We start from the raw sequence: 14508 nt of genomic DNA on the forward strand, positions 1-14508 counted from the left end.
GCCCTGCCTTCAGGACGCCATGGCCGCCGATTGCCACCCCTGCAGCGCCGCCCAATCCGGTTCCAGCCGGGCGAAACGCGACAGGCGCAGGGTCGACAGATCGGCGAAGGAACAGGCGCCGTCGGTCACCAGCTGCTGGATGGCCCGTCCGCTCGCCGGCGACAGGCCGAAGCCCACGCCGGAAAGGGTGGCGAGGGTGAGGTTGTCCCATCCTTCCGGGCGGTCGATCACCGGCCGGCCGTCCGGCGTGTTCTCGATCAGCCCGGCCCAGGAACGGATGATCCGGGCATGGCCGGCAAGCGGCAGCAGCTCGGCCACCCGCTTGGCGATGTTCTGCATCAGCGGCGTCGCGGGGCGCGGGCCGCCGGGCATTTCCTCCGTCTCCACCCACTCATGCGGCCCCCCGCCATAGGCGAGATTGCCGCGCAGGGTCTGCCGTCCGTAGAGCCCGTTGCCATCGACGCCGCCGAGCGGCATCAGCGGCAGCGCCTCGGTGACGATCATCTCGGCGCGCGCGACCTTGAGCGGCAGGTTCACGCCGAGCATTTCCGCAAGGCGCCCGGTCTGCGGGCCGGCGGCCAGCACGAGATGGTCGCAGCCGAGGCGGCCCCTCGCCGTCTCGACGGCCACCACCTGGCCGCCTTCGGTGGCGAAGCCGGTGACCGCCGTGTGCTGCAGCACCCTGCCGCCGAGGTCCTGCAGAGCCCAGGCGTAGGCCTGCACGGTACGGTGCGGGTTGGCGTGGCCGCCGAAGTGGTAGTAGTGGCCGGCAAAGACGTTGTCGCCGGCCAGAGGCACCAGATCGCGCACCTGCCGCGCCTCGAGCTCATCAATGCGGAAACCCTGGTGGCGGGCATTGACCACCGCCCGGCTGTAGAGCGCCAGCTGCCTCTCGTTCAGAGCGATGCGCACCCGGTTGGGCTGGAACTCGGTGGGATAGCCGAGAAGCTGATCCATCAGCGGCCAGAGCCGCTGCTCCTCGGCGAAGAGGGGCGAATGGTGGTGCGAGCAGCCCCCGCCATTGCGCCCCGATGCCTCCCAGCCGACCAGCCCCTTCTCGACCACCAGCACATCGACGCCGGCGCGCGCCAGCCACCAGGCGGCGGAAAGCCCGGTGACGCCGCCGCCGACCACGATGACGGCGGCTCCCCTCACGGTATCGGACGGCGCGTGGTCATTCGCTGGCATGAGGCTTTTCCACGGCGAGGCCGGCCACGGTGTACTCCCCCTCGACATCCCAGAACGGCACCCACTGGCGGGGCATGCCGAACCAGGAATCCCACTGCTCGCCGAAGGCCGGCGCCTCGTTGCGCGGCGCGGCGGCCTTGAGCGGCAGCGGACGGACGGGCGCGCGATAGCCGGCAAGGGGAACGGCGTCGAGCGGCACCGCCGCCTGCAGGGCGAGCAGCGCCTGTATCTGCTCGCGGCAACGGCGGCCCTGGCAGGAGCCCATGCCGGCGCGGGTGAGGCGCTTGATCTGGTCGGGGTGCGGCGGACCCTCGCCGAGCAGGCTTTCAAGGCTGCGGCGGCGGTTGTCGGCGCTGTTCCAGTCGAGATAGCGCGGGGGGCGCAGCTCGAGGATCTCGCGCGCGGTGACCTCCTCGCACTGGCAGACATAGGGCTCGCCCGCCGCCTCGATCACGCTGGCACGCACCCAGTCCTTCCGGTAGGCGCCGAGGTCGTAAGGGGCGGGCCCCGGCGCCGGCGGGGCCGCCACCGCATCGCCCGGCATTCCGAGGGTGGCCGCGGCGCACGCCGCCGCATGGCGGGCCTCGGCTTCGGCGATGCCGGCATTCCGGCTCTTAGACGGCCAGAGCCCGGCACAGTCGCCGACCGCCTGAATGACGGCGACGCTGGTGCGCGCCTGCCCGTCCAGCACGGGAACGTAGCCGCTGCGGGCGGCATCGAAGCCGAGCCGGCAGCCGGCCGCATCGAGCAGATCGACCATCGGCACCGCGCCGACGCCGAGCACCACGAGGTCGCAGGGCAGCGTCTGCGTGCCGGTACGCACGGCGGTGACGCCATTCAGGTCACTCTCGATCGCGCGCACCGTCTCGCTGCAGATGAGCGCGGCGCCGGCGGCGCTCACCTGCTCCAGCAGATCGGCCGGCCCGACCGGCGCCGGCGCCTGCTCGATCACCGCCGCCACCGCGAGGCCATGGGCGTGCAGGTCGAGCGCGGCCAGCAGCGCTTCCGCCGTGGTGCCCAGCACCACCGCGCGCCGGCCTTCGAGCGCGCCATAGCGCGCGGCAAGCCGCACGGCGGCCGTCGCGCCCATCACCCCCGGGGTCTCCCAGCCGGGGAAGGCGAGCCCCATGTCCCGCCGGCCGGTGGCGACGATGGCCCGGTCGAAGCTGACCAGATACGTGCCGTTCGCCTCATCGGCGAGGCCGGCAAGCGGGGCGGGCATCCAGCCGAGATTGGTGCCGTTGGCGTAGAGCCCCCAGCAGGCGGTGCCGAGACGCACCTCCACCCCCAGATCGAAGGCGGCGGCGAGGCCCGGCGCGCTGTCGAGCATGGCCTCCATCATGGCGTTGCGGTTGCGCACCACCCCGCCGGCCCGGCCGCCAAAATGCAGCGGCACGCTCTCGCCCATCGTCTCGAACGGCACCGGGTTCTCGTCGACCAGCATGACCGAGAGACCGCGCCCGGCGCCCTCCAGCGCAGCGGCAAGGCCCGCGGGGCCCGCGCCGATGACGAGCAGCTGCGCGTGGCCGTCGATGCTGAGTTCCTTACCGGCAACCGAGCGGAGGTCGACGCCGCCCCGACCGGCATTCATTCGGCCGCTCCGACCGGCGCCAGCACCAGCTCGGCGAGGTCCGCCGCCGGAGCGCCGCCGCCCATGCCGGCGACCAGCGTTTCGATCGCCTGCCGCCGGTTGGCGCCAAGCTGGCCGGCCAGGGCCTGGAACTTGGCCGAGATGTCCCCGTCGCTCAGCGGATTTGCCGGTCCGCCCTCGGCCTGCGTCCATTCCGAGGTGAAGTGGCGGCCGTCGCGGGTGCCGAGCGAGACCACGGCGAAGCGTTCGGCGGGAAAGCGGGCGCAGATGGCCGGGTCCTCGACGAGCCGGATGGACGCGGACAGGTTCCGCACCGCGTCATCGGTCAGCCCGGCGCCGGTGATCTCGTCGGCCCCGAGCCGCCCGCGCAGGATCATCGCCGCCAGCGGGAAGGGCAGGCTGTACTGGGCTTCCTCGGTCGTGGCCGGTCGGGCCGAGGCAAGGCGCACCGCCTCGGCGAAACTGCGCACCTCGACCTCGGCGATGTCGGCGCCGGTGAGGCCATGCGCGGCCATCAGCCGGCGCGCCGCCTCCACCGCCGGCTGCGCCCAGCGGCAGACCGGGTACGGCTTGAAATACTGTTCAAGAATGTACCAGCGGCTGCCGAGATCGGCCCACAGCGCCTGCTGCTGCGGGGCTTCCAGAGTCAGCGCGGGCGCGCCGGTGAAGCCGTCCGCAGCGAGATAGGCCGCCGAAACGCCGGCCAGCGCGCCCCAGCCGGAGCCGTCCTTCAGCATGGTGGGGTGGTCGATGCAGCGCATCATCTGGCTGCGCGGGCCGTGATACTCGGCCGTGCCGAGCGCTTCCCGGGTCTGCGCCGGGGAGAGCTTCAGCAGCCGGGCGCCGAGCGCGGCGCAGGCCAGCGCGTTCCACGCCCCGGACGTATGGTAGTCGCAGGCGCTGGCATGCAGGGCGATGCCGGCACGGGTGGCGATCTCATAGCCGATGACCAGCGATGTGAGCACCTCGCGGTCGTCGAGCGCCAGATTTTCCGCTTCCCAGAAGGCAAGGAGCGCCGGAAGGACAGCGACACCGGCATGGCCCTTGGTCAGCGCGTGGCCGTCATGGGCGTCGAACGAATCGATCAGCGACGCCCCCGCATAGGCCGCGCCGGCCGGCGACACACGCCGCCCGTCGAAGATCATGCGGACGCTGCCGCCCTCCCCCGCGCCGAACTGGCGCGCGGCATGATTGGTGACGATCCGCGCCAGATCGGTGCGCCGGCCGCTGGCGGCAACGCCGATCAGATCGAGCAGGCAGCGCCGCGCGAGCGCGGCGACGGGCGCGGGGAGGTCGGCATAGCTGAGATCGTGGATGAAATTCTGGACGTGCATGATGTCGCCTTGATAGACCCAGCCCCGGCTTGGGAAACGTATCCCGACGTTCCCGCGACGCGGCATGCCGCAATCCTTGCGCCACCGACCCGCCCCGCACCCTCGTCTTTGCGACCCGCGCCATCAGGAATGCGACATCGGGCACGGTGCGTTTCGGGCGGCCACCTCGAGAACCCTTGGCTGGCCTTCTCATGCCACCGAAGGGGCACGATGACGTTGGCCGGGCGGCCGCAGGCCGGCACCGGCGCGGAAGCAATTGCCGGCGCGCCCCGGCACCGCCGACAGGACGCGCAGCCTAGCCCAGACGGTAGATGTCCGGCCGGCGGTCGGCGAGATAATCATGGCCGGCCCGCCAGGCCTCGACCGTGGCGCGGCTCACATCGGCCGCGATCAGCTCCGCCCCCTCCGAGGTGGCGGCCGCGAGAACGCAGCCGTCGGGCGCCGTGATGCGGCTCATGCCGATGAAGTCCACCCCCGCGTCCGGTCCCACGGCATTGGCGAAGACGACGTGGCAGCCATTCTCATAACCTCGGGCCGGCACCAGCACCTCGGGAACGATCCGGTAGGGATGGCTGGTGGCGCTGAGGACGACGAGCGTATCCGCGCCGCGCAGCACGAGGTCGCGCGCCGCTTCGGCGAATTCGAGGTCGTAGCAGATCAGCAGACCCAGCCGGAGCGCACCCCAGGCCATGACCGGCGAAGGCGTGCCGGGGGCGAACTGGCTCTTTTCGTAGGCGCCCCAGAGATTCACCTTGCGATAATTGCCGCGGATGGCGCCGTCCGGGCCGATGGCGAGAGCCGCATTGTAGAGGCTCCCGCCCGCCTCTTCGGCATAGCCCAGGATGAAGCCGGTCGCCGTGCGCCGGGCACGTTCGCGCACCCGGGCGATGAACGGGGAGTCCTGCGCCACCGCGAGGCGACGCACCCGCTCGGGCACGCCATAGCCGCACAGGGCGAGTTCCGGCAGCACGATGAGATCGGCGCCGCCAACCCCGACCACCGCGCGCTCGAGCAGCACGAGCGCCTCGTCATGGCTCTCCGGCGGGGGCCCGCTCTGGGCGATGGCGATGCGCAGGCTGTCGGTCATGGGGTGTCCTTCGCGCGGCAGGGCCGGGGCCCAAAGCCCCGGCCCGCCATGTGCCGGTGTGGTCCGTTGACGGTTCGCCGCGCCTTACTTCGGAATGAAGCCCTTTTCCTTCAGGTACATCTCGGCGACCTTCTCGATGTCCAGCCCGTCAATGTCCGCCTGTCCGTTCAGCTTGATCTGCGTTTCGGTATCGAGCGAGTTGGTCACCGCCTCGATGGCGGGGCCGATTTCCGGGTGCTTTGCCAGCACATCGTCGCGCACGGTGATGGCCGCGTTGTAGGCAGGGAAGAACAGCTTGTCGTCGTCGAGCACGGCGAGCCCGATCTTGCCGATGCGGGCATCGGTGGCGAAGGCGACGATGACGTCGACGGAGCCCGAATCCACCGCCGTGTACATCAGGCCGATCTCCATTGGCTTGATCGCGCCGAACTTGAAGCCGTAATGCTTGCTCATGCCGGGATAGCCGTCGAGCGGGCGGGCCGCGAACTCGACGGAGGAGCCGAGCGTCCACTTCGGCGCCTGCGCGGCGAGGTCGGAAATCGTCTTGATGTTCAGCTCCTTGGCCTTGTCCCCCTTCAGGGCCAGCGCGTAGGTGTTGTTGAAGCTGGTGGGGGCGAGCCAGGTAATCTTGTACTTGTCCTTGTAGCCGTCGCGGACGACCTCATAGGCCTTCTTCGGGTCGGTGATCGGGTCCAGCTTCAGCACATTGGCCAGCGCGTCGCCGGTGTAGTCCGGCAGCACGTCGATCGCGCCGGAGATGATCGCCTGCTGGGCAATGCCCGTGCCGCCGAGATTGGGGAAGCGCTCCACCGGCAGGCCGAGCTTCTTCTCGATCACCAGCGCCGCCATGACGCCGAGCATGGCCTGCTCGGTGATGTTGGGCCAGCCGATCTTGATCGGCGCCTCGGCCTGGGCGCGGGGCGTCGCCGCGGCTGTGAGAGCGAGCGTGGCCGCGGCGACGGCGCAGACGGCGCGGCGGGTGAAGAGGCGGTTCATGCGTTCTGTTCCTCTGGATGTGCGACGACGTTGGCCGCGTCGGGGTTGCGGGTGCCTTCCCGTGGGATCGTGACGTCCCAGGTTCTTGTCCTGGCGAGGACCTCGCCCTCGAAGAGGTCGAGCCTCGCGGTAATGCGGAAGCTGTCGGCATCGCCGGACATATGGGCGAGGCTCTCGGTGCGGACCGACCAGTCGCCGCGCGCCATGGTCATGGTCCAGCCGGTCGCGATGCGGGCGGAGAGCGGGTCGCCGGCCACGACCTCATAGGTCTCGTCATTGATCCGGCCGATCACCATGCCGCTCGGCTCGATGCGCTCCTCGCCATAGTCGAGGTGCACCTGCATGCGGCGGATGCCGGAGACGAGGTCGCTCGCGAGTTCGCGGCGGAATCGGCCCTCGCGCAGCGTGGTGCGCGGCTCGGCCGGCGGCAGCACCGGCGGGTCCATATCGGGCAGCCGTCGCGACTGCGCGCCGGGATGCCAGACCGGCAGGGCGAGGCGGCTGGCGCCGGCGAACAGGCTCAGCGTCGCCGCCTCCGGCGCCGGCCAGGCGGTCGGCCAATAGGAGGTGGAGACGGCGACGCGGAGGCGATGGCCGGCCTTGAAGCGATGGGCGATGTCGCAGAGCGGGACAGCCACGCAATAGCACTGCCCCGGTACGAGTGCCGCGAAGCGGTCATGCCCCGCGCTGTGGTTCAGGTTGATGAGGCCGTAGCTCACCCGCGCCGAGCTGCCGTCCGGCGCGACGTCGTTCAGCCGCACCGCCACCATGGCCCGCGGCCGGTCCGCTGCCAGTTCAAGGTGCAGCACCGGCTGCCCGATCACCGCGAGGTCAGCGGCGAGCGGGCCGGTGTCGAAGCAGAGCGCGCGGGCATCGTCCTCGAGCTGGTCGGTGGGCTGGTCGGCGGCAAGGCCATAGGCACACCACTCGCCGGCCCCGAAACCGGCGTCGAGCGGGCTCAGATGGCGGAGCTCGGCGGCCTGCGGCGGTGCCGCGTGCAGGCCGCCGCCGCCGAGATAGAGCGAGTCGGTCGCGACATCCGGTGAGGGCCATGTGGCAAAGCCCACCCATTGTCCCGGCCGTTCGGCATGGGAGGCGTCGGCCGGCAGTTCGTCCTGCAGCCAGACCCGCAGCAGCGGGTCGTGATCGACGCCGGTTTCGCGGCCCTTCAGCCATCGGTCCCACCAGCGCAGGCATTCACCGAGAAAATCGATCCGGGGGCCGGGGACGGCGAGATGGGGGTAATCGTGCCCCCATGGGCCGATGAGGCCACGGCGCAGGCCGGGCAGGCCGGAGATGAGCCGCGGCACGGCATTGCTGTAGGAATCCGCCCAGCCGCCAACGGCCAGCACCGGCACCTCGATGCGCGCGTAGTCCTCGCACACCGAGCCATGGCGCCAATAGGCATCGCGCAGGGGATGGCGGGTCCACTCGGCTATGAGCAGCGCGGCGTTGTCGACCCGCTCCAGCCACATCGCGCGCCAGCGCTCCCCCACGACCTCGGGGTCCGGCGGGCGGGAGAGGTCGGCGAAGAAGGTTTGCGACCAGGTGAGATTGGCGCTCAGCGGGCAGCCGCCCATGTAATGGACATCGTCGGCATAGCGATCATCGGTCGAGCCGACGGTGATGATCGCCTTGAGCTGGGGCGGGCGCAGCGCCGCGACCTGCAGCGCGTTGAAGCCGCCCCAGGAAATGCCCATCATGCCGATATGGCCATCGCACCAGGGCTGGGCGGCGATCCATTCGAGCGCGGCGAGTGCGTCCGCCTGTTCCTGCGGCGTGTATTCGTCGGCCAGCAGCCCCTCGGAATCGCCGGAACCCCGCAGGTCGATCCGAAGCGCGGCATAGCCGTGGGCGGCGAAGAAAGGGTGGACGCGGGCATCCCGCGCCGCCATGCCGTCGGACTTGCGGTAGGGAATGTATTCGACGATCGCCGGCACCGGCCCGTCGACACCGGCCGGCCGCCACAACCGGGCGGCGAGCCGGATGCCGTCCGGCATGGGAATCCACACATGCCGCTCGCAGGCGACCTCGAAGGGGGCGTTCCGGGGCGCCATGGTGCTCACCCCGTGCTGGCGCACAGGAGATCGCGGATATGCAGGCTGCCGCCGCCTTCAACCGCGAGAACGTCGCGGCCGGTGTCGAGCATGCGCAGGAAAGCCGCCTCCAGCGACGCCGTCCGTGCGACCGCCGGCACGTCCGCGGGCGCGGCGTCCGCGCTCATCACCGAGCCGACGGACAGCGTCGAAAGCAGCTTCACCAGCCGGTCGTGGCCGATCAGCTCGGCAACGAAAGCGTCCCTGGGATGGCGCAGGATGTCGACCGGCGAGGCGTGCTGGACCAGCCGGCCCGCCCGCATCACCGCCACTTTGTCGCCGAGGCGGATCGCCTCGTCCATGTCGTGGGTGACGATGAGGATGGTCTTGCGCACCTTGCGCTGGATCGACAGCAGTTCGTCCTGCACCCGTACGCGGGTGATCGGGTCCAGCGCACCGAAGGGTTCGTCCATCAGCAGCACCGGCGGGTCGGCGGCAAGCGCCCGGGCGACGCCGACCCGCTGCTGCTGGCCGCCGGAGAGACTGCGCGGGTAGCGGTCGCGGTGGGTCTCCGGAGCCAGCCCGACCAGGGTCAGCAGCTCGTCGACACGCGCGTCGATGCGTGCCCGGTTCCAGCCCAGCAGCCTGGGCACGATGGCGATGTTCTCCGCCACGCTCATATGCGGGAACAGCCCGACATACTGGATGACGTAGCCGATCATCCGCCGCAGGTCCTTCACCGGCATCTGCGAGACCGGGGCGTCGCCCAGCACGATGTCGCCGCCGGACGGCTCGATCAGCCGGTTGACCATCTTCAGGGTGGTGGTCTTGCCGCAGCCCGAGGGTCCCACCAGCGCAAGGATGGTGCCGGCCTCCACCGTCAGCGACAGCCGGTCCACCGCCGGAGGTGTGCCGGGAAAGGCCTTGGTGACATCGCGGAAGTCGACCCGGAGCGCCATCGGCACGCCTCCTATGATACGCGCCGGCTGGCGAGACGCTCCAGCCCGAACAGCAGGTAGTTGACGGTGATGGCGAGCAGCGCGGTCAGGCCGGAGCCGATGAGCAGGGGCGTCGCGTCCATGCGGGAAATGCCCTGCAGGATCAGCGTGCCGAGGCTGTCGACGCCGATGTAGGCGGTGAGCGTCAGCACCGAGACCAGCATCACCGCCGAGATGCGCACGCCCGCGATGACGACGGGCAGCACCGCCGGCACCTCGACCCGCAGCAGGATCTGCGCGGGGCTCATGCCCATGCCTCGCGCCGCTTCCAGCAGGCGGGGGTCGATGGACGCGAAGCCGCTTGCCGTGTTGCGCAGGATCGGCAGCACGCCCTTGACGAAGAGCGGGATGAGCGCGCCGGAAATACCGATGCCGAGGAACGGAATGGCGAGCGCCAGCAGCACGATCTCCGGGCAGGCCTGCAGCACGTTGACGACCGGCACGATCAGCGTGTCGAGGGTCTTGAAGCGGTAGACCAGCAGGCCGAGCGTCACCCCGATCGCGATGGCGGCGGCGAGCGCGATGGCGAACAGGATGACGTGCTGTTCCAGCAGATGCAGGATGTTGTCGCCGAAGATGTCGATGTAGTCGGCAAAGCTCATGGCGCGATTCCCTGGCGGGCGCGGGAAAGGCGCTGCTCGGTGAGCTTGAGCAGGTAATCGGCGCCGAGCGCCATCACCAGGACAGGGACGCTGCCGGCCAGCACGAGGTTCCACGACATGATGGAAATGCCGCGGAAGATGAAGTCGCCGAGCCCGCCGGCGGCGATCAGCGAGGCAAGCGTCACCATGCCGATGGCGTTGACCACCGCGACCCGAAGCCCGGCGAAGATGACCGGCAGCGCAAGCGGCAGCTCGACCCGGAAAAGCCGGGTGAACCGGCCCATGCCAATGCCGATGGCGACCTCGCGCAGGTTCGGGTCGATGGTGGAAAGGCCGGTATAGGTGTTCTGCACCACCGGCAGCAGCGAATAGAGCACCACCGCGACGATGGCCGGGAGGATGCCGATGCCGAGCAACGGGATCATCAGGCCGAACAGTGCCAGCGTCGGCACGGTGTAGATGACGCTCACCGCGTTCAGCACCACGGCGGCGGCGAGCCGGCTCATATGGCTGAGAATGCCGAGCGGCAGGCCGATGCCCAGGGCCAGCGCCACCGCCATCAGCGACAATCGCAGATGCCACCATGAGACGGCGAGAATGTCCTCCCAGCGGGTCGCGAGAAAGTCCAGGAGGCTCATTGTGCCGCGCCTGCCGGCTCCCCGCTCGCCGGGGCGCCGGCGCGGGGTGTCTCGATCGTCCACTGGCGGGCAAAGACCCGCGCGCCGTGTTCGAAGGCGTCATATTCGGCGTGGAGACGCCATCCGGTAGCCGTCGCGGTCAGCGTGCTGCGGGTCTCGATCCGCACGTGCCAGTCGCCGCGGATGAACTCCGCCTTGCGGCGGGCGGCGGAGACGGCGGCGGAGGGCTGGTCGCGCCGCGTCGTATAGGTCTCGCTGCCGAGCGCGCGCAGCTCCAGCCCGGTCTCGGCGATGCGGATGGCGCCGAGATTGCGCACCACCTCGACCGTGGCGTCCCCGGTGGCGACGTCGTGGAGAACGCTCAGCCTTCCGCGCGCCGGCGGCTCGATCACCTCCACCTCCAGCGGCGGCGGCGACCAGGCGGCTCCCAGATCGGGCGGCGATACCGCGTCGCCACGGCGGACCGGCAGGACCAGCGAACCCGCCCGCAGCGTCACCGTCGCGGCGACCGGCAATGGCATGGCGAGCGGCCAGTAGTGCGTCGACACCGCCAGCCGCAGCTTCTGTCCGGCCGGCACGCGATAGCCGACCACTTTCAGCGGCACCGTGACCTCGAAGGTCTCGCCCCGCACCAGCGGCGTGCCGGCCGCGAAGCCCTCGCGATGGGCGAGGTTGATGAGGCCATAGGTGATGCGGGTGCTGGTGCCATCGGGCGCCACCGCCGTGAGGCGAAGGGCAAGGATCGCCTCCGGCTGGTCGACGCTGAGCGTCAGCCTGACCTCGGGGCGGCCGAGCATTTCGATCGCCGCATCGAGCGGCCGGGAGTCGAAACAGGCGGACCCGGCATCGTCCTCGCGCTGGTCGAGCGGCATGTCCGGGCCCCAGCCATAGGGACACCATTCGCCCGAGGCGAGGCCGACGGTGCACGGCGAGCTCACCGTCACGGCGACGGGAGTGGCCGCTGCGGCGAGGCCGGCATCCGAGAGATGCAGCTCGCGCCGGGCAATATTGGCGCTCGGCCATTCGGCCTCGGCGACCCAGCGCCCGGCCCGCACGTCATATTGCGGCTTTGGCGGCTCGTGCTCCTGCATCCAGGCGGTGAGCATCGGTTCGGCGTCGATTCCGTTGCCGATGCCCTTGAGCCAGCGGTCGAACCAGCGGACGGCGAGGCTGATGAAATCGAACCCGGGACCCGGCGTCGCCACATGGGAATAGGCGTGGGCGCCGGGGCCGATCACGCCTTTGCGCGGACCGGGGAGGTTCGAGAGCAGGCGATGCACCGCATTGGTGTAGCCATCCGCCCATCCCCCAACGGCGAGGACCGGGACGTCGATGCGCGCATAGTCCTCGCAGACCGAGCCCGACTGCCAATAGGCGTCGCGGCTGGAATGGCGCATCCAGCGCGCGGCCGGCGGCTCGCTGATCGCCTGCATGCGGGCGTGCCACATCTCGCGCCAGCGCGCGCCGACGATGTCCGGGTCCGGCGGCGGCGCCAGCCAGGTGAACAGGGTGGAGCCGTATTGCAGATTATCGTTCAGCAGCGCGCCGCCCATATAGTGCATGTCGTCGGCGAAGCGATCGTCGGAACCGCAGACGGTGACGATGGCTTTCAGCGCCGGCGGGCGGGTGGCGGCGATCTGGAGCGCATTGAACGCGCTCCAGGACAGGCCGATGAGACCGACCGCGCCGGAGCACCAGGGCTGCGCCGTGATCCAGGCGATCACCTCGTTGACGTCGGCCCATTCCTGCGCGGTGTATTCATCGTCCATCGTACCGTCGGAATCGCCGGCCCCGCGCATGTCGACCCGCAGTGCCGCGTAGCCCGTTGCCGCAAGGCCGGGATGCAGGATGGCGTCGTCGCCGCGATGGCGGTCACGACGGCGATAGGGGAGATATTCGAGAACCGCCGGCACCGGACCGCCATTGTCCGGCAACCAGAGCCGCGCGGCCAGGCGGCAGCCATCTTTCAGAACGATCCAGACGGTCTCTTGGGCGGGCATGGCGTCCTGTCCGGCGATGTGCAGCTTCCACACTGATACACGCCGGCCTGCGTATCGAAGTGATGTATCCGACCTCGCGCATCAGATAGGCGACAGGGAACGGCGCCGGTCGCATCACCGTTGTGCAGAATGGAGGGCGCACAATTAAGGGGCACTGGCGGCCGTCGCGCGGGCTGGACGTACCCATGCCGGCACGCGTGCGCCGGCGGGCGCAATGGTGGGCGCCGGTGGCCGCGCGGGCGCGATGACCCCGGTCCGGGTCTATTTCCCGGCTTCGCGTCCGAACAGCAGCCAGAACGACACACCGATCAGCACCAGGCTGGCGAGCAGGACGAGAGTGGCCAACGCGAAGATCAGCGGCACGTTGGACGAGTGCGAGGTGGCCTGGGCCCATTCGAACAGCGGCAGCGTCGTCGCCGTTCCGCGCAGCAGGATGGTCCGCGCCAGCTCGTTGAACGACAGCAGGAAGCCGAACAGCGCCGCCGACACCACGCCCGGCATGATCAGAGGAAACTCGACATCGACGAAGCGCCGCCAGGGACCGGCCCCGAGATCGGCGGCGGCATCGTTCAATCGCGCGTCGAAGCGCGTGGTCGTCACCAGCAGCGCCAGCAGGGCGAACGGATAGGCCCAGACGAAATGGGCGAGGAAGACCGACCACCAGCCCAGCCGCAGTCCCAGAAACACGCGCAGATAGAGAAAGAGCCCTGCCCCCAGCAGCACGCCAGGAATAAACAGCGGCGCCAGAAAGGCGACGAGAAGGGCGCCGCGCGCCCGGAGCTGCGGCAGGGTACGCGCCACCAGCAGCCCCGAGGCGGCGCAGGCAAGCCCGACCACCGCGCCACAGCCCATGCTGGCCAGCATCGGACCGACCCATCTCTGGTCGGTGAACAGCCGGTCGTACCACTCCAGGGTGAAGGGGCCTGGCATCCCGCCGAGCGGATCGGCGCTGACCGACATGATGCCCAGCCAGAGCATCGGCGCATAGGTGAGCGCGATCATGCCGAAGCCGCCGAGCGCGGCAAGCCGGCCGAGACGACGCTCCATCTGGCCGGCGCGCACGCGCACGGGACGAACCTCGGGCGGCATGGCCTCCGCCCTGCGGCCGATGGTGCCGGACGTGCTCATCGCTTCATCCCCTCGAACACGGCGGCGATGGAGCCCCCGCCAATGAGACGCAGCGCTAGGAACAGCGCCGCAAGGATGCCGAGCACCAGCGTCGAGAGCGCGGCGGCTACGGGATAGTTCAGTACCTGGAGCAGGCTGGTGATGGAGGCGCCGAGCATCGATACCCGGCCCCCGCCGAGAAGCTGTGGCACCACCGTCTCGCCCAGCAGCGGCACGAAGGTGAAGATCAGGCCGGCGATGATGCCGGGCAGGGCCAACGGCAGGATGACGTCGCCCAGCACCTTCGCCGGCGGCGCCCCGAGATCGCGCGCCGCCTCGATCAGTTCGTCGTCGATCAGCGAGATGGACAGGAAGATCGGCAGCACCATGGTCGGGAAGGAGGGCGCGAGAAGGCCGAGATGAACCGAGAACTCGGAAAACAGCAGCCAGTCGATCGGCTGCTCGATGATGCCGAAATGCAGGAGCGCCGTGTTCACGAGGCCGCTGCGCGAGAGCACCGAGCGCCAGACGATGGTGCGGGAGGCGAGGCTGACGAAGAACGGCACGGTCAGCAGGGCCAGCACCATCGCCTTGAGCAGGGAAGAGCGTACAGCCTTGGCCAGCCACAGGGCGAAAGGCAGCGCGAGGCCGAGCTCGATCGCGGTGACGAGGCCGGCAATGCGCAGGGTGCGCAGCGTCACCTCATAGCGGCCGGAATCGAACACGGCGGCATAGGCGGCGGTGCTCAGCCCGGGGGAGAAGCTGTAGTCCTTCATTTCGAGGAAGGACCACACCGCCAGCAGCGCCACCGGCACCACGACGAAGACCGCCCACACGGCGATGAAGAGGATCAGGGTGGTGCGCAGCATCGGCCCGCGGATGGCAAGGGTGAAGCGACAGGAGCGCGCGGGCGGCGATGCCGCCACCCGCG

The 14508-nt window shown here is 70.1% G+C and carries 12 protein-coding genes; all 12 read right to left on the reverse strand.

Features of this window, described 5'->3' with window-relative positions:
• Positions 1-9 precede the first annotated feature (9 nt).
• Complete coding sequence (locus KHC27_RS00930; RefSeq protein ID WP_213333959.1) at positions 10-1188, reverse strand: NAD(P)/FAD-dependent oxidoreductase; 1179 nt, start codon at positions 1186-1188, stop codon at positions 10-12.
• Complete coding sequence (locus KHC27_RS00935; protein WP_213333960.1) at positions 1175-2779, reverse strand: FAD/NAD(P)-dependent oxidoreductase; 1605 nt, start codon at positions 2777-2779, stop codon at positions 1175-1177. Before KHC27_RS00935 ends, KHC27_RS00930 begins: the two co-directional genes overlap by 14 nt.
• Positions 2776-4179: an MmgE/PrpD family protein gene (locus tag KHC27_RS00940; RefSeq protein ID WP_213333961.1), complete on the reverse strand. Its 1404-nt coding sequence runs from the start codon at positions 4177-4179 to the stop codon at positions 2776-2778. The genes KHC27_RS00935 and KHC27_RS00940 overlap by 4 nt, the downstream gene beginning before the upstream one ends.
• 229 nt (positions 4180-4408) lie before the next feature.
• The gene (locus KHC27_RS00945) at positions 4409-5200 is read right to left on the reverse strand and encodes a nitrilase-related carbon-nitrogen hydrolase (protein ID WP_213333962.1); all 792 of its coding nucleotides are present in this window, start codon (positions 5198-5200) and stop codon (positions 4409-4411) included.
• An 84-nt stretch (positions 5201-5284) separates the two neighbouring features.
• Positions 5285-6196, reverse strand: coding sequence for an ABC transporter substrate-binding protein (locus KHC27_RS00950; protein WP_213333963.1), 912 nt, complete (start codon positions 6194-6196; stop codon positions 5285-5287).
• Positions 6193-8253 carry a CocE/NonD family hydrolase gene (locus KHC27_RS00955; RefSeq protein ID WP_213333965.1) on the reverse strand — a complete coding sequence of 687 codons (2061 nt, stop codon included), beginning with the start codon at positions 8251-8253 and terminating at the stop codon, positions 6193-6195. Before KHC27_RS00955 ends, KHC27_RS00950 begins: the two co-directional genes overlap by 4 nt.
• Before the next feature lie 5 nt (positions 8254-8258).
• The gene (locus tag KHC27_RS00960) at positions 8259-9191 is read right to left on the reverse strand and encodes an ABC transporter ATP-binding protein (RefSeq protein WP_213333966.1); all 933 of its coding nucleotides are present in this window, start codon (positions 9189-9191) and stop codon (positions 8259-8261) included.
• Between the two features lie 11 nt (positions 9192-9202).
• Positions 9203-9832, reverse strand: a complete 630-nt coding sequence (locus KHC27_RS00965; RefSeq protein WP_213333967.1) for an ABC transporter permease — start codon at positions 9830-9832, stop codon at positions 9203-9205.
• Positions 9829-10470 (reverse strand): ABC transporter permease, encoded by a 642-nt coding sequence (locus tag KHC27_RS00970; RefSeq protein ID WP_213333968.1) that lies wholly within the window; start codon positions 10468-10470, stop codon positions 9829-9831. Before KHC27_RS00970 ends, KHC27_RS00965 begins: the two co-directional genes overlap by 4 nt.
• Positions 10467-12470 carry a CocE/NonD family hydrolase gene (locus KHC27_RS00975; protein ID WP_213333969.1) on the reverse strand — a complete coding sequence of 668 codons (2004 nt, stop codon included), beginning with the start codon at positions 12468-12470 and terminating at the stop codon, positions 10467-10469. Before KHC27_RS00975 ends, KHC27_RS00970 begins: the two co-directional genes overlap by 4 nt.
• A 261-nt stretch (positions 12471-12731) precedes the next feature.
• Positions 12732-13598, reverse strand: coding sequence for an ABC transporter permease (locus KHC27_RS00980; RefSeq protein ID WP_213333970.1), 867 nt, complete (start codon positions 13596-13598; stop codon positions 12732-12734).
• Positions 13595-14446, reverse strand: a complete 852-nt coding sequence (locus KHC27_RS00985) for an ABC transporter permease (RefSeq protein ID WP_213333972.1) — start codon at positions 14444-14446, stop codon at positions 13595-13597. The genes KHC27_RS00980 and KHC27_RS00985 overlap by 4 nt, the downstream gene beginning before the upstream one ends.
• Positions 14447-14508 lie beyond the last annotated feature (62 nt).

Source organism: Ancylobacter lacus (assembly GCF_018390635.1).
GTDB lineage: Bacteria > Pseudomonadota > Alphaproteobacteria > Rhizobiales > Xanthobacteraceae > Ancylobacter > Ancylobacter lacus.

What these genes read in the sequence shown, in the direction of transcription:
- KHC27_RS00930 (WP_213333959.1), bottom strand. Translation starts at nt 1,188, where the DNA reads ATGCCAGCGAATGACCACGCGCCGTCCGATACCGTGAGGGGAGCCGCC.
- KHC27_RS00935 (WP_213333960.1), bottom strand. Translation starts at nt 2,779, where the DNA reads ATGAATGCCGGTCGGGGCGGCGTCGACCTCCGCTCGGTTGCCGGTAAG.
- KHC27_RS00940 (WP_213333961.1), bottom strand. Translation starts at nt 4,179, where the DNA reads ATGCCGCGTCGCGGGAACGTCGGGATACGTTTCCCAAGCCGGGGCTGG.
- KHC27_RS00945 (WP_213333962.1), bottom strand. Translation starts at nt 5,200, where the DNA reads ATGACCGACAGCCTGCGCATCGCCATCGCCCAGAGCGGGCCCCCGCCG.
- KHC27_RS00950 (WP_213333963.1), bottom strand. Translation starts at nt 6,196, where the DNA reads ATGAACCGCCTCTTCACCCGCCGCGCCGTCTGCGCCGTCGCCGCGGCC.
- KHC27_RS00955 (WP_213333965.1), bottom strand. Translation starts at nt 8,253, where the DNA reads ATGGCGCCCCGGAACGCCCCCTTCGAGGTCGCCTGCGAGCGGCATGTG.
- KHC27_RS00960 (WP_213333966.1), bottom strand. Translation starts at nt 9,191, where the DNA reads ATGGCGCTCCGGGTCGACTTCCGCGATGTCACCAAGGCCTTTCCCGGC.
- KHC27_RS00965 (WP_213333967.1), bottom strand. Translation starts at nt 9,832, where the DNA reads ATGAGCTTTGCCGACTACATCGACATCTTCGGCGACAACATCCTGCAT.
- KHC27_RS00970 (WP_213333968.1), bottom strand. Translation starts at nt 10,470, where the DNA reads ATGAGCCTCCTGGACTTTCTCGCGACCCGCTGGGAGGACATTCTCGCC.
- KHC27_RS00975 (WP_213333969.1), bottom strand. Translation starts at nt 12,470, where the DNA reads ATGCCCGCCCAAGAGACCGTCTGGATCGTTCTGAAAGATGGCTGCCGC.
- KHC27_RS00980 (WP_213333970.1), bottom strand. Translation starts at nt 13,598, where the DNA reads ATGAGCACGTCCGGCACCATCGGCCGCAGGGCGGAGGCCATGCCGCCC.
- KHC27_RS00985 (WP_213333972.1), bottom strand. Translation starts at nt 14,446, where the DNA reads ATGCTGCGCACCACCCTGATCCTCTTCATCGCCGTGTGGGCGGTCTTC.